The sequence below is a fragment of the Pseudomonas sp. NPDC089408 genome (assembly GCF_044749445.1).
Taxonomy (GTDB): Bacteria; Pseudomonadota; Gammaproteobacteria; order Pseudomonadales; family Pseudomonadaceae; genus Aquipseudomonas.
This window is the reverse complement of sequence record NZ_JBIVHY010000030.1, coordinates 18,641-42,037: the sequence shown is the minus strand read 5'-3', so window position 1 is coordinate 42,037 and position 23,397 is coordinate 18,641. Positions and strand designations below refer to the sequence as shown.

General features: G+C 55.7%; 18 protein-coding genes, 1 tRNA gene and 2 pseudogenes. 9 read left to right on the top strand and 12 right to left on the bottom strand.

Going from position 1 to position 23,397, the window contains the following annotated elements; all coding sequences use genetic code 11:
- Window positions 1-256: 256 nt before the first annotated feature.
- The gene (locus ACIP02_RS26990; protein WP_201204593.1) at window positions 257-421 is read left to right on the top strand and encodes a hypothetical protein; all 165 of its coding nucleotides are present in this window, start codon (window positions 257-259) and stop codon (window positions 419-421) included.
- Window positions 422-954: 533 nt separating this feature from the next.
- On the opposite strand, the gene ACIP02_RS26985 is transcribed toward ACIP02_RS26990, so the two are convergent.
- Entirely contained in the window at window positions 955-1,671 is a 717-nt protein-coding gene (locus ACIP02_RS26985) for a hypothetical protein (RefSeq protein ID WP_400622815.1), read from the bottom strand.
- Window positions 1,672-2,142: 471 nt separating this feature from the next.
- On the opposite strand from ACIP02_RS26985, the gene ACIP02_RS26980 reads away from it, so the two are divergent.
- Window positions 2,143-2,385, top strand: a complete 243-nt coding sequence (locus ACIP02_RS26980) for a hypothetical protein (RefSeq protein ID WP_400622817.1) — start codon at window positions 2,143-2,145, stop codon at window positions 2,383-2,385.
- A 162-nt stretch (window positions 2,386-2,547) separates the two neighbouring features.
- Window positions 2,548-2,811, top strand: a complete 264-nt coding sequence (locus ACIP02_RS26975) for a DUF3077 domain-containing protein (protein WP_400622814.1) — start codon at window positions 2,548-2,550, stop codon at window positions 2,809-2,811.
- 77 nt (window positions 2,812-2,888) lie between these two features.
- Here the strand turns inward: ACIP02_RS26975 and ACIP02_RS26970 are convergent, their stop codons facing one another.
- Window positions 2,889-3,695, bottom strand: coding sequence for an HNH endonuclease (locus ACIP02_RS26970; protein ID WP_400622812.1), 807 nt, complete (start codon window positions 3,693-3,695; stop codon window positions 2,889-2,891).
- A 421-nt stretch (window positions 3,696-4,116) separates the two neighbouring features.
- Here ACIP02_RS26970 and ACIP02_RS26965 point away from each other — a divergent pair, with 421 nt between their 5' ends.
- The 5 genes and pseudogenes from ACIP02_RS26965 (at window position 4,117) to ACIP02_RS26945 (ending at window position 11,122) form a co-directional block, all read left to right on the top strand.
- A complete protein-coding gene (locus ACIP02_RS26965; protein ID WP_400622811.1) occupies window positions 4,117-5,373 on the top strand; it encodes an integrase domain-containing protein in 1,257 nt (418 codons plus the stop codon).
- A 950-nt stretch (window positions 5,374-6,323) separates the two neighbouring features.
- Complete coding sequence (locus tag ACIP02_RS26960; RefSeq protein ID WP_400622809.1) at window positions 6,324-7,304, top strand: integrase domain-containing protein; 981 nt, start codon at window positions 6,324-6,326, stop codon at window positions 7,302-7,304.
- On the top strand, window positions 7,301-7,576 hold the full coding sequence (locus tag ACIP02_RS26955) for a hypothetical protein (protein WP_400622807.1): 276 nt from the start codon (window positions 7,301-7,303) through the stop codon (window positions 7,574-7,576). Before ACIP02_RS26960 ends, ACIP02_RS26955 begins: the two co-directional genes overlap by 4 nt.
- A 107-nt stretch (window positions 7,577-7,683) precedes the next feature.
- A complete protein-coding gene (locus tag ACIP02_RS26950) occupies window positions 7,684-10,623 on the top strand; it encodes a DEAD/DEAH box helicase (protein ID WP_400622805.1) in 2,940 nt (979 codons plus the stop codon).
- Between the two features lie 238 nt (window positions 10,624-10,861).
- Window positions 10,862-11,122, top strand: a pseudogene (locus ACIP02_RS26945) (DUF3077 domain-containing protein).
- Window positions 11,123-11,152: 30 nt separating this feature from the next.
- On the opposite strand, the gene ACIP02_RS26940 reads toward ACIP02_RS26945, so the two are convergent.
- The 3 genes from ACIP02_RS26940 to ACIP02_RS26930 form a co-directional block, all read right to left on the bottom strand.
- Window positions 11,153-12,259 carry an endonuclease NucS domain-containing protein gene (locus ACIP02_RS26940; protein WP_400622804.1) on the bottom strand — a complete coding sequence of 369 codons (1,107 nt, stop codon included), beginning with the start codon at window positions 12,257-12,259 and terminating at the stop codon, window positions 11,153-11,155.
- A 408-nt stretch (window positions 12,260-12,667) separates the two neighbouring features.
- The gene (locus tag ACIP02_RS26935; RefSeq protein ID WP_400622802.1) at window positions 12,668-15,385 is read right to left on the bottom strand and encodes a DEAD/DEAH box helicase; all 2,718 of its coding nucleotides are present in this window, start codon (window positions 15,383-15,385) and stop codon (window positions 12,668-12,670) included.
- A gap of 1 nt (window position 15,386) precedes the next feature.
- Window positions 15,387-17,243 carry a site-specific DNA-methyltransferase gene (locus tag ACIP02_RS26930; protein WP_400622800.1) on the bottom strand — a complete coding sequence of 619 codons (1,857 nt, stop codon included), beginning with the start codon at window positions 17,241-17,243 and terminating at the stop codon, window positions 15,387-15,389.
- 718 nt (window positions 17,244-17,961) lie between these two features.
- Between ACIP02_RS26930 and ACIP02_RS26925 the strand changes: the two are divergent.
- Window positions 17,962-18,115 (top strand): annotated as a pseudogene (locus ACIP02_RS26925) (DNA/RNA helicase domain-containing protein); the annotation flags it as partial.
- Window positions 18,116-18,389: 274 nt separating this feature from the next.
- On the opposite strand, the gene ACIP02_RS26920 reads toward ACIP02_RS26925, so the two are convergent.
- From ACIP02_RS26920 to rpmI, 7 genes are all read right to left on the bottom strand, one after another.
- Window positions 18,390-18,466: transfer RNA gene (locus ACIP02_RS26920), tRNA-Pro, on the bottom strand.
- Window positions 18,467-18,582: 116 nt separating this feature from the next.
- Window positions 18,583-18,939: a MerR family transcriptional regulator gene (locus tag ACIP02_RS26915; protein ID WP_201204621.1), complete on the bottom strand. Its 357-nt coding sequence runs from the start codon at window positions 18,937-18,939 to the stop codon at window positions 18,583-18,585.
- Complete coding sequence (gene ihfA, locus ACIP02_RS26910; protein WP_003250679.1) at window positions 18,920-19,222, bottom strand: integration host factor subunit alpha; 303 nt, start codon at window positions 19,220-19,222, stop codon at window positions 18,920-18,922. Before ihfA ends, ACIP02_RS26915 begins: the two co-directional genes overlap by 20 nt.
- 4 nt (window positions 19,223-19,226) lie before the next feature.
- Window positions 19,227-21,608 carry a phenylalanine--tRNA ligase subunit beta gene (gene pheT, locus ACIP02_RS26905; RefSeq protein WP_400622797.1) on the bottom strand — a complete coding sequence of 794 codons (2,382 nt, stop codon included), beginning with the start codon at window positions 21,606-21,608 and terminating at the stop codon, window positions 19,227-19,229.
- A gap of 31 nt (window positions 21,609-21,639) precedes the next feature.
- Entirely contained in the window at window positions 21,640-22,656 is a 1,017-nt protein-coding gene (gene pheS, locus ACIP02_RS26900; protein WP_201204625.1) for a phenylalanine--tRNA ligase subunit alpha, read from the bottom strand.
- 109 nt (window positions 22,657-22,765) lie between these two features.
- Entirely contained in the window at window positions 22,766-23,122 is a 357-nt protein-coding gene (gene rplT / locus ACIP02_RS26895; protein WP_003250671.1) for a 50S ribosomal protein L20, read from the bottom strand.
- 27 nt (window positions 23,123-23,149) lie between these two features.
- Window positions 23,150-23,344 carry a 50S ribosomal protein L35 gene (gene rpmI, locus ACIP02_RS26890; protein WP_003250667.1) on the bottom strand — a complete coding sequence of 65 codons (195 nt, stop codon included), beginning with the start codon at window positions 23,342-23,344 and terminating at the stop codon, window positions 23,150-23,152.
- Window positions 23,345-23,397: the final 53 nt, after the last annotated feature.

Here is a 23,397-nt window from a genome sequence, read left to right as displayed (position 1 = left end):
GCGATATCTCCCACGGTCTGTACTGCTGTGAACAGTCAGAATCGGCTTTTTCGTCCCACCACCCCTTCAAGTATCACCATACAAGCGGCCTTGCGCCGCGAAGCGCCGCGCGGGCGGCGCTCTATCTCACAAGCACCCAACATCTCGAGGCATGCACACATGCCCTACGCAGAAATGGGGTCTGCTATGATCCGCGCTCACTTCTGCCGGGTACGCTGCGCGCTACCCAGGCCAATGCAGCCTGCTGGAAGCCCCGATGAACAAATTGATCCTGCCATTCGCCATCTTCTTCACCGTCCTGATTGTCGGAACGATAGCCGACAACTTTGGGCTGCAGGGCAGCTGGAAGATCGGCCTGCTTTGCCTGGTGGCAGCCACCGTGCAGATCGTAGTCAGCCGGTTTCAGCGCTCTAAGCGATAGTGAAGTGACGAGCATTGCCGGAGCCCGGCATGGCTTGAAGTGCGCATTTCCGCATTTGCGATCAGCATGATCACAACCTGAAGACTTTTCTTTCACCTGCTTTTCACAAAGCTTAAGCGACAATCGCGCCATCCCTACGTGATAGACCTTGCCCGCTTCGGCGGGCTTTCTTTTGCCTGCGATTTATCTTTCGGCCGGCCGGAAATGGCCCGAATAAAGAAGCTAGATCCCCCCTTCCTTGCAGGCTGCATTTCAAACACCCGCCATGAAGCATGCGCGCACCCGTGTAGGAGCGGCCTTGCGTCGCGAACGGACCGCAAAGCGGTCCCCTGCTATCCAGACCAAGTTCACCCAGGCCAAACTCAAGAAAAAATCTGCATTGTTGGCAAATCTGAAGATTTTCACTGCCCAGTGAAGAAAATCTCCATGCCAGCGGGGAAACTCAAAGGAAAGCAATGCGAGCAGCCATCAAACCACCGCGCCTAGCTCCCCAGAGACCCCCGAAAGGCACTCACCACCCTCAACCCCACGCATCAAGGCTTCATCAGCGGCTCAATGCCAATCCATTTCTTTACCGGGTGATAGCACAGCTGCAGCGGCGGAACCTCTACCTTGCGCCCCTGCACCTGCAGACTCCCTAGGTGAATGGTCCACTTGGAATCAGCGTTCAGCTTGTCCGTCTGGAAGATCACATAAGCCGAGCCGTAGCGCTTGTTATTGGTGAGCTTGGGAATCATCCGGTGCACTTCATCGCTGTTGATGTTGTACGGCGATGGCCTGGCAGCCCGCTCATCCACAGAGGGATAGTCGTAGACATCGTTAAGGCCCACATACACCTCGGGCCGCGCAGTCAGGCGCGAGCCGTCTCCAAAAGTGATGTAAGCCTGGCGGCTGTCGTACAGCACCGGGATCGGCGGCTGGCCACGGTTGGAGTCGGTCGACGGGCGCTGGCGGTCTTTGTTGTAGGCGATCATCTGCACGTAGAACTCCGGCCGCGGGTATTTCTCGCCTGGGTACTGCACATGCAGGCCTTGTTCGTAGCGCTCCTCGCGCCAGTGGGCGGCGTAGTCGTAGAGGTAGGTTTCCAGGTAGAAAGTGGTTTCGCCCTGCGGGCCTGGCACTTTGAACTGGAACTCGGATTCGCAGAGATCCGCGTAGGCGGGGCGCTCGCGTTTCCAGGGGATACAGGCGGTGAGTGAGGCTGTGGCCAGCAACAGCAGGAGGGAGGTGGCGCGGTTGAGGTTGGTCATGACCTGCCTTGGTCTGGGGGCGTGAGGGGCAGTTTCGGGGGCTGGGGGGCGGAAGTCCATGGTGACTGTTTGACATCATCGGGACACGCCTGGATACAGGGATGGGTGGGGGGTTCGCTTTTTGAGAGGTTTGAAGCGTTAGCCGAGCAGCGAACGCTGCAGAATTTGGCGGCAAACGCTGGGAAAGAATCAGAAAAAAGAACTTCCTTGTAGGGCATTTCCCAAAGATACTCCCTGCGCCTGATTTTCGTTGCGGTCGACTTTTCAGCGTTTTAGTCTCGGTTCGTCGTTGCATATCATCGACTAGCTTTGACAGGCTGATTGACGACCAAACACGCGGCTTTGCCTATGGCGGCTGTGTGTGGGGCACCTCGTGTGCGCCGGTTTGGTCTTCACCGGTCTGTCAACCCATACACGGCTGCCACCACTTGTTTGACAGCAAGCGATGGTCGCTCCATTGAGGACCAAATGATGCTGAAGATCGTTCCTGATCCACCCCACAAAACTCTCTGCCTTGAAGACACCTTGATCCAGGCAACGGAATACGCGCTATGCGCGGCGACCGTTGTGCGTCAGGCAATGCTGCTGCAGCCCAAGTCACCTGTGTCGATTCTGATGATGACCTCGATGCATGAACTGGAAACGCTGCGCGCTTTGCTTGAGTCCGCGCTGGTTCAGCTTCAGGTACCCACCGAGCCCAGGACTTCGCACTGAGGCCTTACTGATTGTGTCGCCTGGGCATGGCCCATCACCGGCAAGCCAGGCCCCCGACAGTGAGCTGACCTATGTCGCAGGACTTCGGGCTTGTGAGCGGCTGTGGGGGATTGCTGGCTTTGACGCCAGCCCAGGTATTTGAGATTTCGGGGAGATTGAATAATGTCTACAGAAGAAACTAAATTCACCGTTGGCAAAACTACGTTTTACCAAGGGGCAAACCAAACCCATCCCCTCTTCCGCATCGAAGCCGGCATTCCTTGCCAGAGCGCCCGTGAACAAGCCTCGGAGCTAATGGGCTATGCACGGGATATGACCCTGGACGGTCTGATGGACGACAAGCCGCAGCTTATCTGGGCATCGCACTACCTCTGCGCCATGGCGAAAGCGCTTATGGATGATGCCGAGCTGGGAATGATGCGCTGACTCACCAATTCTTCCACGGATGTCTTCGAGACCAAAATCAAATCCTGGTCTCGGAGGCGATCCCGCTGCTTTCTTCCCTACACCGAATCGTTGACCCATCGCCCTCGTAGCATACCTTTCAACTCGTCAACGCTCAGAGTCATGTCTCGCTTGCGGTGTACCACCGCATGACAGTTGGCGCACAACGTCACCAAATCTGTCTCAGGGTTCACGGTTTGCTCCCCACCATATTCCGAAATCGGTACTACGTGGTGAACGTGAATGAAGCCCTTCGCATGCTCACCGTAAGCCTGTTCGAAATCAAACCCACATGCCTTGCAGTCAAGCCCGTGGAAGGCAATGGCCTTTATCCTGAGGTCTTTCCGGCGCTCGTAGCGGGTTCCGAAGTAGCTTGTCTTGCTGCCCTCACTGAACGATTCAAAGATGTATGCATCATCTTCCGTGCTCGAAACGACCGCTTCACCCTGCAAAGGTGAGAGCCTCGCATAGCTTAAGATGGCGTCGTAATCGGCCTGAGAGATGGGCCGAACCCCGTCACGCCAGTAATTTTTGGCGCGAGTAGCGGGAATAGTCTCCAGGTACACCCCGTCGTTTTTGGAAAGGACAGCGCTTTCAAACGGCGTAAAGCTTTCGATGAACGCGTAGAGATCACCCTTATCACTCTTTGAGTCCGCGTAGACCTTACCGATGCGTGCCTTGCCAAAATAATGCGGCGCGTTGCTGAGGCGCGCGGATGTAAAGGCTTTGTCCTTTATGCGGCCTTTGTAGTAGATCACTTCCGTTCCCTGAACGAGCAACGCTTTGTAGCGTTTGGGGAAGTGATACACAGCGCCTGTCTCGTCTTCCCACTGGGATATATCATTCTCAACGATGATGACGGGCATGAAATTTTCTCTCCGTAGGTCCCAAGAGCCTACCAAAAAAGAGGAAATTTCCTACAGCGAAGTGAAAATGGACCTAGTCCTTCAACATTTTGTGACTGGCCATGGCCTAGGTAAAGGATGTTGGTAGCGGTCGATCGTGGGCAATGCAGATGCCGTCTCCGCGGCTCACACGCAGTAATTTAGCAATGCGCGGATGTATTGCGGACGCGGGTTCAGATCCCCCCGACTCCATCAAATGATCAATCAAAGACGTCCACGGACGTCTTTTTTTGTGCCTGCGATCCAGTAAATACGCGGCTTCCAGCGCTTTTGCGGTCTTTCAAGAGTTTTTGAGTTCCAGCCATTCGGGTATTCCAGGCGGTATTCCAGCTCACCCGGTGCTAATCTTTGGAATACCTAATCAGTGCTTGAGGACAATCTCATGCCTGCTCAAAACCTCCGCCTCTCCGATCGACAGCTCAAGGGAGTCAAACCCGCGTCCAAGGATTATGTCCTCACGGACGGTGACGGTTTGCAGCTCCGCGTACGCAGCAACGGCTCGTTGCTGTGGAATTTCAACTACCGCGAACCGGTGACCAAAAAGCGCATCAACATCGGCTTCGGGACCTACCCCGAACTGTCACTGGCGAATGCACGAAAGATGGCAGTCGAAGCGCGCGAACTGCTCGCCCAGGGCATAGATCCCAAGGTGCAGCGCAATACGCTGAATGAAGCCAAGCGCGCAGAAACGGAACACACCTTCGAGAACGTGGCCAGCGCCTGGTTCGAGCTCAAGAAAGACTCGGTCACCCCGGCCTACGCCGAGGACATTTGGCGGTCGCTCACGCTGCACGTGTTCCCCGATTTGAAGACGACACCACTCACCAAAATCACCGCGCCGATGGTGATCGGACTGCTTCGCCCAATCGAAGCGAAAGGCAGCCTGGAGACGGTCAAGCGTCTTAGCCAGCGGCTAAACGAGATCATGACCTACGGCGTAAACTCCGGCCTGATCTTCGCCAACCCGCTCACCGGCATTCGGGCAGTATTCAAGAAGCCCAAGAAAGAGAACATGGCTGCGCTTCCGCCCGAAGAACTCCCCGAACTCATGCTGGAGATCGCGAACGCCAGCATCAAACGCACCACCCGCTGCCTGATCGAATGGCAGCTGCACACGATGACTCGCCCCGCCGAGGCGGCAACTACTCGCTGGGCAGACATCGACTTTGAAAGGCGCGTTTGGACTATCCCTGCGGAGCGGATGAAGAAGCGCCGCCCACATAGCATCCCGTTGAGTGATCACGCTATCGCCCTGTTGGAATCACTGAAGACTCACAGCGGCCATCGCGAATACATCTTCCCGGCCGATAGAAATCCGCGCACCCACGCCAATAGTCAGACTGCCAACATGGCGTTGAAACGCATGGGGTTCCAGGATCGGTTGGTCAGCCACGGTATGCGCTCGATGGCCAGCACTATCTTGAATGAACATGGGTGGGACCCGGAACTCATTGAGGTCGCCCTAGCGCATGTCGACAAGGATGAGGTGCGCAGCGCTTACAACCGGGCCGACTACATCGAGCGCCGGCGCCCGATGATGGCTTGGTGGAGTGAGTACATCCAGAAAGCAGCAACTGGCAGCCTGCTCGCTTCAGCGTACGGCCAAGTCAGAGACAAGAACGTGGTGCCGATACGCTAGCGCTATGCAGGCGCAATAAAGGCAGCAGCAACTGAGCGTTCAAGATTCAGGGCGAGCAGCCTCGCTTATCCGCTTCTCTGCGCGGGTCCATCCAAACAGGGCTGCAAAGCCGCCCTGTTTGGATGGACCTTACTTTGAAGAGCTAAAAGCCACGACGTTGTCCGGGATTTACCACGGAATTCCAGCGATGGATAACCGCTTTTCACATCCCCAAGAGCGCTGAATTTCGGACCTTGACCGGGTTTATCCACAGGCGTAGAACTGCTCGTGCAAGCGCTGTCGATGACAGCACCCAGGTGACCAGAACCTTGAAGGTCACGCCGCTCTCGCGGTGGTTCTCCCCCCAAATGGCGATTCGCATCCGGTAGCTCGCCCGGTCACCTCCCCGGTGATGGATGCCTACTTTAAATCATGGCCCTCGTGCGCCAGAAAACACTTCCTACTTCGCTGCCCTGCAGCAACCTATCCGCTTGGCCGAATCTTGCGCCAACCTGCGCCCGTCTCTTTCTTCTGGAAAGAGACGGGCGCTTCTAACACTGCTGCAGCCCTCATCGCACTTGGCTTTGCGGCAACTCCACTCGTGACAATCGGCGTGACAAACGCCGAGGTCACCAGCAACAGCGCTGTAGATGATGGTGCCGCAGACCAAGGAATGGACTGCACCTGGCTGACAGTCAGGCATGCCCCGGTCATCACATCGCTGCCTTCACCCAACTCAGGATCTCGCGGCGCTGGTTTCGTCAGCCAATGCTGCCTCCACCCGCCCACCGGTAACGGTGCTCAGGAGGCCAGATCATGAGATTCCCTTGCTCCCGGTCGTAAGGAGCCGCCAGTCCAGCGTAGAGGACATTCCCCACAGGTCGCAGGGGCCTTGATCCCTGATAACACTCAGCATTCTTGGCGGGATGATGTGGGGCGAGGATCGGAGATCGGATGATGAGGTGACTGACATGGCATTGGTGGGTAGACGCGATGGTCGTAATTTTGGTTACGGCAGGCAATTGAGCTACGCAGGGCCGCAAGCGCTGAAAGACATGTTCGGTGGCGGTCATTACGGCACGGTCAAAGCACACTGTGATCGGTGGCAGGCATTCGTCAAATGGTGCCGCTCAGAACAGGGGCCGGGTATCAATGATGCGCGGCAGATTGATCGGGAGGTGTTGGCGGACTATGCGGCGTATCTACGCGACGTGGTTAGGCGCGGTGACCTTGCTGTTAGCACCGCACAAAACCGCCTATCCAGCGTTAACAGGACCATGGCGGCGCTTCGCGGTGATCAGTACGTGAAATTGCCCAGCCCGAGCAAGGCGTTGGGTATGCAGCGTAGCGAGGTCCGACTGTCGGTGCCGCAGGGCCAAGATCGTGAACAGGTTGAGCAGATCGTTTATGCGCTTTGCAGCCAACATCAGCTACGGGCCGCCGCGATTGTTTCGTTGGCGCGAGCCACCGGCATGCGCTTGCGCGAGGCCATCTTGGCTGACCTGCCACGGCTAAGCCGTGAGGCTAAGTACCTAGGCAGGATTAACATTCAGGATGGCACCAAAGGCGGCCGCGCCGGCGCCTCGGCACCACGTTGGATTTCGATGGATGAGCATGTTTTAGGTGCGCTTAGATTTGCAGAGCGGGTGTCGCCTGAGGGCAGCCGCAACCTAATTGCGCCACACGAAAGCTACTTTGACGTTCTGCAGAAGATCGTCCGCCCGGCACGGGACATCCTGCATGCACAGAACCTCAAAGGCTTCCATGAGCTACGAGCGGCGTACGCATGTGAGCGCTACGAGCAGATCACCCAACACCCTGCGCCAATCAGTGGCGGCCAATGTTGCCAGGTAGATAGGCACCTTGATCGTGAGGCCAGAAGGCAAATCAGCTATGAGCTGGGGCACGGTCGCATCGATGTGGTCGCGGCCTACATTGGAGGACGGTCATGAGCAAGCCATTCGATATGGAGTTGTTCTTGGCTGGCATGCTGAGCGGGTCGCACGCCACACGACAACGTCATATACGCCAGGCGAAAATCATCCAAGCAGAAATTTCAGAGCGTTGGCATCGAAAGACGCCTTGGGCTTGGCAGAAAAAACACGTGGCTTGGTTTCTTGAGCACAGCCTAAATCAATGCAGCGATTCGACACGGTATTACTATTTGCTGACCGTGCGGCTGCTAGCTCGCCGTTTACAGAAAAGATGGGAGTTCAATCGCTGAGTGAGACCGGTTGCGGCTGGCAGGACTACACCCTACCAGCGCTTCGCTGGTAGCATGTGGCCATTAGCTAGGCAAGGCTAATCCTCATCCTCCACCTGGTACCCGTAATGGCCGTTGAAGCAGGGAAGTACGCAGACGTCTATCGCAGCTGGCAGCAACATCTGTTCAATTTCAATCTAGCCGTCCGGGATACCCAGACGCCGGGGTTGCGCAAGCCGCAACTGGCCGCGCTGTACGCCGCCCTAGGGCACTTGGTGATGGCACCCGCCACGACCGCCACGATCGTGATGCCGACCGGTACCGGGAAAACCGACACCATGCTCGGGCTGCTGGTCGCAGGGCGGTTGCCCAGGACCCTGGTGCTGGTGCCTTCCGACCCGTTGCGTTCGCAGCTGGTTGAGAAATGCCTTGAGCTGAAGAAGCTACGGGAGATTGGTGCCGTTTCGGTCACCGCACTCAACCCAGTGGTGCAGGCGATCGGTTCAGGCCTTTCGGCTGACGGGGTCCAACAGCTAGCCGAGGCCAACGTCATCGTTGCCACGCCGCAAGCGCTGCAACGCTTCGACCAGCCGGCCTTGGACGCCTTGGCCGCGCTGTGCAGCCACCTGGTCATTGATGAGGCGCACCACGTGGCCGCCCTGACCTGGGAACGGGTGAAAACCGCGTTCAAGGATAAGCCCTGTCTCCAGTTCACGGCCACGCCGTTCCGTGAGGACAACCAGCCGCTGGATGGCAAGATCATCTACAACTACCCGCTGAAGGATGCCCAGATCGATGGCTACTTCAAGGCGATCGAGTTCCATCCGGTGCGCGAGTACAACTTGGAACTGGCTGACCAGGTGGTGGCTGACAAGGCAGTCGAGCTGTTGCGAAACGACCGCGCGCAAGGATTCAACCACCTGCTGATGGTGCGTGCACGGTCACAGAAACGTGCCGCTGCACTGTTTGAATTGTACAAACAGCATGAGGATCTTTCGCCCATCCTCATCCACAGCAAGGTACCGAATCGGGCCAAACTGCTGGGCGAAATCGTCGAGAAGAAATACAAGATTATCGTCTGTGTGGACATGCTGGGGGAAGGCTTCGACTTACCGGAGCTGAAGATTGCGGCTATCCACGACCAGCACCGCAGTCCCGCCGTCACCCTGCAGTTTATCGGTCGCCTGACACGAGTCGATGATACGCTCGGTGACGCCAAGTTCGTCTCGAACATCGCCAACCAGAAAGTCGACTACCAGATGGCGGTGCTGTACAAGGAAAGTGCCGACTGGAGTGCGGTGATCCGCGATGTCAGCCAGGACAAGATCGCCCGCGAGATCGAGAAAGAAACGTTCACCGAACAGTTTCCTGAGGATGCCGATGCCGAGAACATTTTCGGCTTGAACCCCAACCCCAAGATCAGTGCGATCGCCTACCACGTGGAGCGTGACGACTGGCGACCCGAGAAGGCCAAGCACTTCTCGCAAAAGAAAGAGCCGCTGCAGCTCCTGTCCATCAACGACGAGGCCGACACCATCATCATGGTAACGCGGCGCGAAACGCCTGTCGGCTGGGCGCAAACGTCGACGATTATGGACACCAACTGGATCCTCTACCTGGCGTACTACCATGCGCCCGACAAGACGCTGTTCGTCCACTCTTCCGGGGATGAATCGCAAACCAACCGGTTCCTGAGCCTGATCGCCAAGGATGCCCGACGCATCAGCGGCGAGCCGACCTTCCGCACCCTGCACGGCATCAAACTTATGAAGCTGCAGAACGTGGGGCTGTCGCGCATGCGCAAGGATCTGCGCTTCACCATGCATGTCGGGCGCGACATCAATACCGTCATCAGTGAAATCGAGAACGGCACGGCGAGGAAGTCCAACATCTTCGCAACCGGCTACGAGGATGGCCAGCGCACCACCGTTGGCTGTTCGCACAAGGGAAAGATCTGGGAGATGAACGCGTCAAGCATCAACGACTGGATCGAGTGGTGCAAGCGTGCCTCGCAGAAGCTCAACGACGCGACGATCAACCCCTCTGACGTTTTAAAGGATGTGATTCGCTCGGAAAAGATCGAACGGGCGTGGCCCGAGGGCCTGTTCTATTCCGATTGGCCTGCGTCGATCCTGATCGAAAATGAACAGAAGATCTCGTTGGCGTACCTGGCTGAGGTGTTCAACCTGCTGGATGTCGAACTGGGCAAGCCTCGGCGAATCGATGCACTGACGCTGGCGGTGCCCATCAGCGCAACGGCAATCGATGGCACGGAGCGCCAACTGCCTGATATCACGATCCGGCTGTTGGATGACGGCTACAAATTTTCCTGCCCGGGGGTCAAGATCGTCTTCGCTGAAGAGGGCTCGTTCGAGCAGTACCTGGATACCAACCCGTTGGTGTTGCTGGCCGTCGACGGTTCGATGGTCGAAGGCAATTACCGCTACTTCTCCCCTAACAGTTTGGACCTGAAGCTGCCGGTCGCCCTGATCGAAGCCTGGGATTGGGGCACGACTCAGATTCACAGCGAGTCGATGCGGGCGGACCGCAACCCGGACACCGTTCAAGGATTCACCTATAGCCGAATCGAGGACGATTACACGTTCATTTTCAACGATGATGGCGCCGGTGAGATCGCCGATCTGGTGGCGATCAAGGAAAGCAAGGACGCCATCTTTGTCGACCTGTACCACTGCAAGTATTGCCCTCAGCAAGATGGCGAGGCGCGGCCGGGTGCGCGCGTTTCCGACGTCTACGAGGTCTGCGGCCAGGCATCACGCTCGGTGAAGTGGTTGCACACGGAAGAAAAGTTCTTCAACCGATTGTTGCACCGCTACCAGCAGTCGTTACCCAAAGGCTTCGACAGGATCCTCAAGGGGGATCCCATGAATCTGGAGCTACTACGCAATAAGTGCCACGACCATGAGATGGTGTTCCGCTTTGTGATCGTTCAACCCGGCATTTCGGCAGGCAAAGTTTCAGCTGATCAGTTGGCCGTGCTGGGCACCAGCTACGCGTACATCAAGAGCGTTTCCGGCTCGGATGTGCGAGTCATTACCAGCGTTTAAGTTAGGCTCGCTACCGCCTGGTGGCGCCGAACACTCAGGCCAATCGCCATCCGAAGAGTCAGGGGCGACCGCAGTTGCCGCCCCACGGCCAGTGACAAAGTGCTCCGGATTTGCCGGCTTTGCTCGCTTTCCTGGGGCACACTGGTGGGAGTGTTTGGCCATTACGCAGGAGTGGTCGTAAAGGGTGTCAGCTTGTGGCCCAAATTTTCTCAAGCTTTTCAACCAAGGGGATTGATCAATGCCCACTGGCGACATCACATGCACGGTCGGTGAAACCGTGCTCTATCAAGGTAAAAACTGAACTTAACCACAGTTTTATACCGAACCCGATATCCTCTGCGAGCGGGCTCGGGAACAGGCCTCAGAGCTTGTGGGTACGCTCAAGACCTGCCCGTAGAGGGGTTGCTAGAGTAAGCCAGCGATGATATGGGCTGGGCAATATCTCTGCGCGCTAGGTAAAGCGCTGCTGGATGATGCTAAGCTGGGGATGATGCGCTGAGCGCGAGTCGAGCCCAAAGCTTGGCCGCCACTACACAACCTCTCCAGCGGCCATATCATCGAAATGAGGGAAGCGCTCCTTCAACCGCTCGATAGTTGCTCTCCACTTCGGCGTCTTGGGCCGGCAAACCGTATTCTGATTCCCGAACATTCCAATCTCACGAACGGCTAGGCTAACCGGAACGGTTTGTAGCCACCGGATCGGGACGAAATATTCGCAGTGCTCAGGGTCATCAATGAATTCGGCGTGATAGTTGGCGCGGACCGCGACCTGCATTACCGGCCGCTCCTCGCCATTTTTCATCACCATGAATTCATTTGCTGCGACAGCAGGGCCAAGCACGCGACCAACCCCCACATAACCTTGCTGGGAAATATTGATCCACACACGATCCTCCGCGGACAACAGCTGGAGCGTCTTGCTGTACCAGGCCCCTCCACCGCCTGATATGAACCCGAACTCCACAGCATCGGCCCATGAGCGTGAATCCGAGTCTACAAACGAGCAGTAAAACTCGCCATTCCAAGGCTCACTCAGACCTTGGCTGGCAGACGCGGCATTCACTTGGGTCTGCACTGGATCGAGCAACCAGGACCTACTCAGCAATTGTTGCTCACCTGCCTGAAAGACCTGGAAGCAGAGCACGTTGATCGGAATGTCGCGCTTGCTGAGGTATTGCACGATCCGCTCGCTACTCGCATCCAACTCTGTGGCGACGATTATCAACTGATGGCTGGCATTCAGCTCATCGTCATCCAGCGCACGGCCGAAACGTGTTTGGAAGTCGTCAGAGAGGCTTTGCCCTGGACGGAAACGTTGATAAATCGCAGCGATATCGCTTTCCGTCAGGCCATCTACCCAGGCCGCGTAATCGAGTGTTTGAGCAACCACCTCGCGAGGCGTACGGTCTCGTTTGAGCTCAATCAGAACAAGGCTGCCGTCAGGAGCGACAGCTAGCAGGTCAATACGCCCACCTGCATCTGTAAGCTCCTGCCGCCCTATGAGCATCCACTCTTCAGACAGAATACTCGGCGAGTTGACGATCATTTCCTCTAAAAGCTGCTCACTTGGCAATTGGCTTTGGTACAGCTTTTTTGGTGCAGAGCCAACGGTCCAAACATCGGTTTTGATGGTCACGGAGCATTCCTTGAGCGCTATTATAGGCGGTAGTGAATCATGGATCGGAGAGACTTTGATAGCTGCTCTTCGTGCTCGTCAGAGCCTGGCCATCCTGAAAATTACGTCCTTGGCGGACGACGTGGACTCGAACGGAAATATTCGGCCATAGACTCGTCATGCGATTTATCTCTTACAAGCCTTACTACTATTCTGACCACCAATCAAAAGTGCTCCCCATCGTGGTGGTACCGTTAGCGCGTTGACCATCATTTGATGGTCAATAATGTATCTCTCCGAAAGCATCTCGACTACAATCTTCGATCATAATTGAGCACAATCATTCTACGGTCTTCAATAGCGTGATAGAGGCGCAATGTTTGGCACCTCTATCACTCCAGCATTAAATGGGAACGTTCATAATTAAGCTTAAATCAAAGCCTTCTGCTCCGGCCTAGACGCTCGCATCCATTCACGTAGGCTCACCAAGTCCTCTAAATCCACGTCACTGCCCAGCGAACCGTCTTCATTAACCCACTTAAGACGATTTTGGTCCTTGGTTAAAAACAAAACTTTACCATAAAAAGCAGGTACATGTTTTGCTTTTCGCGCTGCGTCTTTACTATCATGTTTTGTTTCTACCAATCGAAGAATCGGTGTATCGCCTGGATAATGGGACAAACAAACTACAAAATCTGGGTAGAAATTATTTTTATGCTCCCCTCGAACAAGTTTTACGGAATACGGCTTACGATCAGGATTACGATGCCACCAGGAAACGAAGTCACTCTTATCAAGGGCGCGCGCAAAACTCATCTCTTCTTTATTTAAAGCTGCCGTAGAGTCGTACTGCCCAATCTTAAAACTTCCACCCTCAAAAGACCACGTCCTATCTTTGAGCAAATAACGGTCATCTGCAAAAATGTGCTGAGAGATCTGCGGCACTTCATCCTGTGTCGGTGGAAATACCCCGTATATGTTTCGACTAGACTTACTCAAAGGTAGCGCGGCGGCGAATGCCATAGCGTCTGGGAGGGGATCTGCGATGAAGGATTCTGCTTGCAACGCTATTTCCGCATACAGCTCTTCTTCGAGTTTGTCTGCTTGCTGCTTGGCCACCCAGTTGGCAGCATCACGAGCCATACGTTGCAAGATATTATCATCGGGTATTTTTTCAGGATCAAAATCTTCAAATTTTGATCGCAGAACCGGTAGAAGCCTTGCCGCCAAAACCGTTAAAATCTCACGAATATCTTCCTCTTCAACTTGAGGGAGCTTGGATAGCACTGCGCGAGCTTCTTTAGCTAAAGCATTTCGGTCTGTGACAATCAAAACCTTCTCGTCTTGAAAATTACCTGAAGTTAGCTCGGTACGTCGCTCTGTATCTTTCAACTGATTACGAGCAACTCTGATTGCATTATCAGCAAGCAAACTAGGTATTTCAAGTTTTGCGGCGATGCCTCGAGACAATAACGACATATCGGTGAATTGAGGCTTTCGTTCTGCTGGCAATGCCACAGGCAAGGTTGTAAGATCAGAACGGCGAGCGTAGATGCGAATTTCGCCCTGTGCCAAACGCTTCATCAATTCTGCATGTGTTTGGGGCTGGGTCTTGGGAGTTACTAGGGCGGAGGCACCAGTGATTGAAAGCCCACCCTGCCATTCATCAGAATCGCCCACCTCCATAATCCCGAACATTTCAGTCTGTGGACCAGTAGTCACTGGACAACTAACAGGTTGTGTTTTTTCCGGCTTCACAAACTCTGTTTTAAGTGGGGCCTGAGCATTGTAGGTTAGTGGAAATTGAGAGGTTTGCTTATTCGTTAGGACGATTGCACCACCTGCGGTTCGCCGTTGCTGCAATTTCTCAGTTTGCCCCTGCAATTGGCTTTGCACCAAACTTGTGGCATATACCGCTTTTTCAAAACCCTTCTGCGCAGTAGCATCTGCCAGGTACACATATGCAGTATCGAAAGCTTCAGGCATCGCAATTGTTTTGTCAGGATACGCATTGCGTATAGCCAACGATACGCGCATAACGCGACCAATGAATTGCATAGCAAAATCAGGGTCGTTGACCGGCTTTGTTGATGCAAGGATGAAGGCTCGAGGAGCATCAAAACCAGTGCCAGCCGACTGCTTGAAAATAAGGACTTCTTTGGAGCTATCGTTGGCTATCGCAGCCATCAAAACCGGATCCGGGTCATCGGATGAATGTTTCCCGATTGCTCCAGGAGGCACCTTGCAAAGTTGTATCAGATCCTGTTCAGCTTCTTCCACGGTTTTGTTACCGTTCGCGACCTGCACAAGCATCAATGGCGTTAGCGGAATTCCAGCATCGGCTAGACGTTGCTTAAGCTGTTGATTTCGTTTCCAAGCTTGACGCAGCACGGTACGTTTTAGGTCAGCAACGCTCTGCACACTCTGAACGAGGTCGTAGATGACGGCTTCGATGTATCGCTTGTTTAACCGTGCATCTACAACGTCATCACGGCTGACGGCAAACGACTCAAAATCTGATTTGCCAGCGCTATCGAGAAAATCCAATATGCGTTGATCTTTCGGCGTAGCAGTTGCCATCAGCAAAAAGTCCGGATTTAGCCACTGGGCAAATTTGCCAAACTCAGTAGCTTTATCCAATGCGATATGGGCTTCGTCCACCACCATACCAATGGCATAGCTTCGTTCTCGGGCCAATTTGACCCATTCAGCTATCGTTCGGGTGTCATCGTCACCGTCCGCATCATAGCCTTTGACTCGCCATTGCGATTTCGCTACAGCCTGCGTTGTAGCGATCATAACCAGTCCTTCATCAGGTTGCTGATTACGTCCTATAGCCAACGTCGTAGGCGTCAGATCGCTTGCGTTACTCTTCAGTGCATCGAGGGTTTGAGCCACCAGTGTCACGAAGGGAACGAACCAAAACCACACTGTAGGCGTATCGGCACTCACGTCTGCCAGCACCCTTGCCAACATGAACGTCTTCCCCGAGCCTGTAGGCGCCCGAAGCAGGCAAGGCGCTCTACAACTGTGAAGTAACGTCTTCGTCATATTATTGATCAAGGTGCTTTGGAATGTCTCCGGTTCCAGCAGCGGACCTTGCGCGGTGGTGATTAGCGCTTGCATCGAAATTGTTATGTCGGCCATGTCATGAAACTCGTTGGGTAGTCTGTCCGCGAAGTAGTGCGTCCAGCAGACTGTAACTATTGGCTGATTTGCCGTGTCTAGCTAAATGATCAGCCACGCTATCAGGACGACCTGAATACACAGCAAGACGGCGAGCAGGCCATTCAGCCAGCCGTTGCAGAACTTCATCGTCAACTTGCGCAACAAGCAGTACCGCGAGCTCGCCATCAAATGCTAACTGTAGGATGGAATTATCGAGGGTCCCAGTAGATGCTTTTTGGCAATAACGTAAGGACAGAAGCTGGGCAGCATGTGCGGGTCTGCTTTCAAAAGGCACATCTGCGCTGTCCATTTTGTCCAACTGAAGATAAGCGAATCCCCCTGGTAAGGCGCCCTGTTTGCCAAACCCAGTGATCACTCGTCTTAAGCGCTTTGCACAAACGTCCCGGCATAGGTTCTTGTCCGGTTCCTTCGAGGTAGCTTCGGTGCTTGAACACAAGATGAAACGTCGCGCGCCTCCGTCTTCGGCATTGAGCGCCAAAACAGCTTGCGCCGTTGTGCCAGAACCGGCAAAAAAATCTAGCACGATGTCACCCGGCCTGGTCGCTTGCGAAAGCAGGTTTTTTATCAGCTCAACCGGCTTCGGATGCTGAAATACCTTCGCTCCCAACCAGTTTTTGATCTCGTCGGTAGCTATGCCACCTCTTGGACTACGTAGAGCCAACGGCTCCATCAGATCATCATCGTCTAACAGTGGGTCAAGAACTTCGTTGACCCCCCCAATCCAACTGCTCAACGGAGCAATGCGTTCTTCCTCTGGTTTTGCATCCCAGAATTCTTTACGCGAAGGCCGCCCAGGCGCAATAGGCTTTCCAATCCAAAACTCCAAATCAGGAAGGTCTTCCCTCAAAAGCGGGGTCTTCTTCTTTGGAAGAATTGGACCTCTACCTTCGCGTATGGCTTTTACAAGCGCGTCTTTATTCCGGTAAAACAGCACATCTTTCTCAGCACATGGCGGGAAATAAATGTGACGTTTGGAAATTAGAGTTTCAATAGTATCGCTGCGAAGAGACTCAAGTGCTGACTGCACAGCAGCTTCGTCATCGGGATACCGTTTCCTAATTTCATTCTCGGACGCAAATCGCCAAACGCTATTGGGGTCACAAGGATACCAATAACCAGTGTCTGGATTTTGAATTGGATAATAAGTATTAGCGCGCTCGTTAAGACTTTTGTTAGAAGTCATCGGTTGTGGCGACCAATCTCCACGCTCGTCATTATCAGTGTTTCGGAATTTAGATCGGTCGGTTTTTCGACCATTAAACCGAAATCTTGAATTTGCATATACCAAAATGTGCTCATGGACGTGACTGAAGCGTTGAGATAGGTCATTACCTGTGTCTTTAGTACGCCACACCAAGCTACCGAGCCTGCGCCCCGGAAATACCTGCTCCATTAGTAGTTCGAGGCGTGAGCGATTTTCATCATTTATCGATACTAAAATTACCCCATCAGGAGTCAGTAGATCGCGTGCGAGCGTTAATCTGCGGTAGAGAAACTCTAGCCATTGAGAGTGCCGATACCGGTCATTAGCACCAACGAAGTGGTCGTTGTACACCCAATCTTTATTGCCGGTATTGTAAGGCGGATCGATATAGATAACGCGTATTTTGCCTCTGTGAGTGGCGCGAAGAAGCCGCAGGGAGTCAAAATTGTCACCTTCTATAATGAGGTTCCCTTCAGCATCAGGACTATCCAGCGAATGGGAATTTTCTAGAACCAGTCGCGGCAGCACGATGTTTGCATTCAAGGCCTCGTCACGCTCAATTGCGTTCGACTCCCAATTCAAACCCAACTTTTTTTGGGTAAGCTGCTCCACTAGCAACCTCCGCAGTTGGGAAGGGGTCATGTTATCCAGCTGAGCTAGCAGACTGTCGGTTTTAGTACTCATAAAGGCTGTCACATCTCAGAAGCATTCTGTGGCTGCGATTATCCGGGGTTAGCCTCAGTACGTCACCCCATGAGGTTGGATAATCGGCCTCATAGCCGTAAAATCTCGTCGAGGATTTTAGCTTCCGCCACCGCAGCCCTAGCACGGGTCCGGGTCCGGGTCCGGGTCCGGGTCCGGGTCCCTGCGAGGTTCGGCTTTTGACCGATCATATCGACATACCAACATTGCTGAAAAAACGCTTCCAGATGAGCAGTCCTGAGATCATCGAAGCGCTCCGAGTTTCGTCTAACGCTCCCCAGACGGACTCATTTTTCCACGCAAAATTGCACTCGATACTAGCTTGCAGCTCTCGGAACTCGAGCATCACACCTTCGACATCGATGGACTTACCCATTCACGTCGATTCTACGCAAGCCATAACCTCTGCGGTCGCGCAACGCGCTAGGTCGTCGTTGATCCTGACCTGCCGCAGCGGCAAGTTCAATGACCGACCGGAATGACGTGCTCAAACCAAGCGCGCGGAGGCAGCCCGACCGTGGCAAACCAGTTCCGTCGGAATTCTCTGTGTTGGCCGATTTTTTCTCGTCAGTAACCCTGAACCTCGGTTGGCTTACCACGTCGGCAAGCCGGTGCTTTTTTTTTGATTTACCTGGCATGGCTGGATGTCACGCTAGGCATCGCTCGACGGCAAACCCGCCCCTTGAGACTCAGAAGTAGGAATTTAAGGTTTTCGACTCACCTCAAGCGATGCATGAAGCGATCAACGGAAAAACCACGGAAACAAAGCTCGTGTAGTAGCGGCAACAATCAACAGTGCGACCATTGGCTTGATAGATTCGGCCGCTATTCGTTTTTGGGACGGTTCTCAAAAAGCACCGCCCATCGGAATCCAGGCCACGCAGCGTTCCAACTGGTATTCCAAGCAAGTTGTCCAGACGATTATTTACTAGCCAAAACAGATAGATACCGACTAGTTTCAAATTACCCCGGCTCACGGGACCGCCTTAAGAGCCATATTCTTCCCCACACGAAAAAGCCCAGTCGTAACCGACTGGGCTTTTTCGTTTTCAATAATGGTCGGGACGGAGTGATTCGAACACTCGACCCCTTGCACCCCATGCAAGTGCGCTACCGGGCTGCGCTACGCCCCGACTGGGCTTGAAGCATGTTCTCAATCTTGCCGAGAACGCTGAAGAATGTACCCTAACCCCCTGATAAATGAAAGCTTTTTCTCAAAAAATTTTCCATTCATCAGAAAAACCCAGGCTCACTTCTTCAACACCACCAGCACATCCTCCAATTCAACAATCATCTGCCGAATCAGCTGCTTGTACTGGCTCGACTCATCCTTAACCTCATCACTGGAGAGCCGCAGCCGCGCCCCGCCAATGGTGAACCCCTGGTCATACAGCAGGCCGCGAATCTGGCGGATCATCAGCACGTCTTGGCGCTGATAATACCGCCGATTGCCCCGCCGTTTCACAGGGTTAAGCTGGTCGAACTCCTGCTCCCAATACCGCAGCACATGCGGTTTTACCGCACAAAGCTCACTCACTTCACCAATGGTGAAGTAGCGTTTGCCCGGTATGGGGGGCAGTTCGTCGTTATGGCTTGGTTCCAGCATAGGCCTCAACCCGGGCCTTCAACTTCTGCCCTGGACGAAAGGTGACGACGCGCCGTGCAGTGATCGGGATCTCTTCCCCGGTTTTGGGGTTGCGGCCCGGCCGCTGGCGTTTGTCGCGAAGGTCGAAGTTGCCGAAACCGGACAGCTTGACCTGCTCGTTCTCTTCAAGTGCGTGCCGAATTTCTTCGAAAAACAGCTCGACCAGCTCCTTGGCCTCACGCTTGTTAAGCCCCAGCTCCTCGTACAGCCTTTCGGCCATCTCAGCTTTCGTCAGAGCACCCATGCCGTTATTTCCTTAACGTGGTGTTCAACCTTTGTTCGAGCGAGGTGAGGATGTTTTGCAGGGTAGTGTTCACCTCATCGTCGTTAAGAGTGCGCGATGGATGCTGCCAGGTCAAGCCAACGGCAAGGCTTTTTCTATCAGGATCAATGCCTTTACCTTGGTAGACATCAAACAGCCTGAGGTCTGTGAGCCATTCGCCTGCATTGTCACGAATTAATTCAAGCACCGCGCTAGCTGCTACATCACGGCCTGCGATCAACGCCAGGTCACGACGGGTTTCCGGGAACTTGGACAATTCGCTGAATTTCGGCAGGCGGCCTTCGACCACGTCGCCCAGCACCAGCTCGAACAGGAACACCGGGCGGTCCAGGCCCAGGGCTTTGGCCAGCTCTGGGTGGATGGCGCCAAGGTAGCCAACCAGTTTGCCGTCGCGCTCGATGGCGGCGGTTTGGCCGGGGTGCAGGGCTGGGTGCTTGCCGGCGCTGAAGGTGAAGTCGCTCAGGGCGCCGGAGTAGCCCAGCAGGGCTTCGACGTCGGCTTTAACGTCGAAGAAATCGACGCCGTCGCGGCCGTTGGCCCAGCCTTCTGGCAGGCGGCTGCCGGTGATCACGCCCGCGATCATTGGCTGCTGCTGCAGGTCACCCAGCTGGCCGACGAAGCGCAGGCCGCTTTCGAACAGGCGCACGCGGTCTTGCTGGCGGTTCAGGTTGTGCTGCAGGGCTTTGACCAGGCCTGGCCACAGCGAGGCACGCATGGCGGCCATGTCGCTGGAGATGGGGTTGGCCAGCAGCAGTGGTTCTACGCCCGGGCTGAACAGTTCGAACAGTTTCGGGTCGATGAAGCTGTAGGTGATGGCTTCCTGGTAGCCGCGGGCAACCAGCAGGCGGCGCAGGGTCGGCAGGTCACCGCGGGTTTCCGGCTTGCCCTGTGGCGCCAGGCGGGCTTGCGGGTAGCGGACCGGCAGGTTGTTGTAGCCGTACAGGCGGGCCAGCTCTTCGATCAGGTCCACTTCCAGGCTGATGTCGAAGCGGTGGCTCGGGACGGTAACAGTCCACTGCCCTTCCCCATCTTTGCTGGTGGTCAGTTCCAGGGCGTTGAGCAGTTGCTCGACCTGGGCTGGGTCCATTTCCATGCCGAGCATCTGGGTGATGCGTTCGGCGCGCAGGGTGACCGGGGCCACGTGCGGCAGGTGCTGTTCGCTGACGGCTTCGACGATCGGGCCGGCTTCGCCGCCGACGATGTCCAGCAGCAGCTGGGTGGCGCGCTCCATGGCTTCGCGGGCCAGCTGCGAGTCGACGCCGCGCTCGTAGCGGTGCGAGGCATCGGTGTGCAGGCCGTAGGAACGGGCTTTACCGGCAACGGAAATCGGCTCGAAGAAGGCGCTTTCCAGGAACAGGTCGCGGGTTTTTTCGGTGTTTACACCGCTGTGCTCGCCACCCATGACGCCGGCGATGGCCAGGGCGCGGGTGTGGTCGGCGATCACCAGGGTGTCGGCGCGCAGGGCAACTTCCTGGCCGTCGAGCAGGACGAGTTTTTCGCCCTCTTCGGCCATGCGTACGCGAATGCCGCCGTTGATTTCTGCCAGGTCGAAGGCGTGCATCGGCTGGCCGAGTTCGAGCATCAGGTAGTTGGTGATGTCGACGGCGGCGTCGATGCTGCGTACGTCACTGCGGCGCAGGCGCTCGACCATCCACAGGGGGGTCGGCTTGCTCAGGTCGACGTTACGGATAACGCGACCCAGGTAGCGTGGGCAGGCGGCCGGGGCGCTGACTTCGACCGGGCGCACTTCGTCGTGGGCGGGTTGTACGGCAGGCACCACCGGGCGGGTGACCGGGGTGTCGTACAGGGCGCTGACGTCGCGGGCCAGGCCGGCGATGGACAGGCAGTCACCGCGGTTCGGCGTCAGGCCGATTTCGATGCTGGCGTCGTCCAGGCTCAGGTAGGTGCGAATGTTTTCGCCTACCGGGGCGTCGGCGGCCAGTTCCAGCAGGCCGTCGTTCTCTTCGCTGATTTCCAGCTCGGCAGCCGAGCACAGCATGCCGAAGGACTCGACGCCGCGCAGCTTGGCCTTTTTGATCTTGAAGTCGCCCGACAGCTCGGCGCCGATCATGGCGAATGGCACTTTGATGCCTGGGCGGGCGTTAGGCGCGCCGCACACGACCTGGAAGGTTTCCTGGCCGTTGCTCACCTGGCACACGCGCAGTTTGTCGGCGTCCGGGTGTTGTTCGGTGGCGAGGATTTCGCCCACGACGATGCCGCTGAACTGGCCGGCAGCGGGGGTAACGCTGTCGACTTCGAGGCCGGCCATGGACAGGCGGGCGACCAGTTCGTCACGGGAGACTTGCGGGTTTACCCAACCGCGCAGCCACTGTTCACTGAATTTCATGCTGTTCTCCTGAAAGTTGCGTCGATTGGGCCTAGCGGAATTGCGCCAGGAACCGCAGGTCGTTGTCGAAGAACAGACGCAAATCGTTGACGCCATAGCGCAGCATGGCCAGGCGCTCGGCGCCCATGCCGAAGGCGAAGCCCTGGAACTCTTCAGGGTCGATGCCGGACATGCGCAGCACGCTTGGGTGCACCATGCCGCAGCCCATCACTTCCAGCCAGCCGGTTTGCTTGCACACGCGGCAGCCGTTGCCGGAACACATCACACACTGGATGTCGACTTCGGCAGACGGCTCGGTGAAGGGGAAGAACGATGGGCGGAAACGCACCGCCAGTTCTTTTTCGAAGAACACGCGCAGGAATTCTTCGATGGTGCCCTTGAGGTCGGCGAAGTTGATATCGCGATCGATCAGCAGGCCTTCGACCTGGTGGAACATCGGCGAGTGGGTGATATCCGAGTCGCAGCGGTATACGCGGCCCGGGCAGACAATGCGGATTGGCGGCTGGGTGGACTCCATGGTCCGCACCTGCACCGGCGAGGTGTGGGTGCGCAGCAGCATGTTGGCATTGAAGTAGAAGGTGTCGTGCATCGCCCGGGCCGGGTGGTGGCCGGGGATGTTGAGCGCTTCGAAGTTGTGGTAGTCGTCTTCGACCTCTGGGCCTTCGGCAATGCCGTAGCCAATGTGGGTGAAGAACTGCTCGATGCGCTCGAGGGTACGGGTGATCGGGTGCAGGCCACCGGTGGCCTGGCCGCGGCCTGGCAGGGTGACGTCAATGCATTCGGCAGCCAGGCGGGCGCTGAGCTCGGCTTCTTCAAAGGCGGCCTTGCGGGCATTGAGCACAACGGTAACGCGCTCTTTGGCGTCGTTGATCAGCGCGCCGACTTTCGGCCGCTCTTCGGCTGGCAGGTTGCCCAGGGTCTTCATCACCTGGGTCAGCTCGCCTTTCTTGCCGAGATAATTGACCCGGATCTGTTCCAGGGTAGTGATGTCTTCAGCGCGCTCCACGGCCTCCAGGGCTTGGGAGACCAGCGCATCCAGGTTTTCCATGTACAGACTCCAGATACGAAAATAGGGGAAGAGCTTTGAAGGCTCTTCCCCTATCGATGACGTTCAATGCCCGGCGCCGCTAGCGCCGCCGGGTGATTGTCGCGGGTACTTAAGCCAGAACGGCTTTAGCTTTCTCGACAATCGCAGCAAACGCCGCTTTTTCGTTCACTGCCAGATCGGCCAGAACCTTACGGTCGATTTCGATCGAAGCCTTTTTCAGGCCAGCAATCAGACGGCTGTAGGACAGACCGTTGGTGCGGGCACCGGCGTTGATACGAGCGATCCACAGTGCGCGGAACTGACGCTTCTTCTGGCGACGGTCGCGGTAGGCGTATTGGCCTGCCTTGATGACCGCTTGCTTGGCTACACGGAATACGCGCGAACGTGCACCGTAGTAACCTTTAGCCAGTTTCAGAATTTTTTTGTGACGCTTACGAGCGATAACGCCGCGCTTAACACGAGCCATGAGTAACTTCCTCTATCTTAACCAGAATTAACGAACGCGCAGCATGCGCTCGACTTTTGCCACGTCGGACGGGTGCAGCAAGCTGGCACCGCGCAGTTGACGCTTACGCTTGGTCGACATTTTGGTCAGGATGTGGCTCTTGAAAGCGTGCTTGTGCTTGAAGCCCGAAGCTGTCTTCAGGAAGCGCTTCGCAGCACCGCTCTTGGTTTTCATTTTTGGCATGTTGAACTCCGCATTCGAAAAAAATTACACAATAATCATCAGGCCTGCCGTGC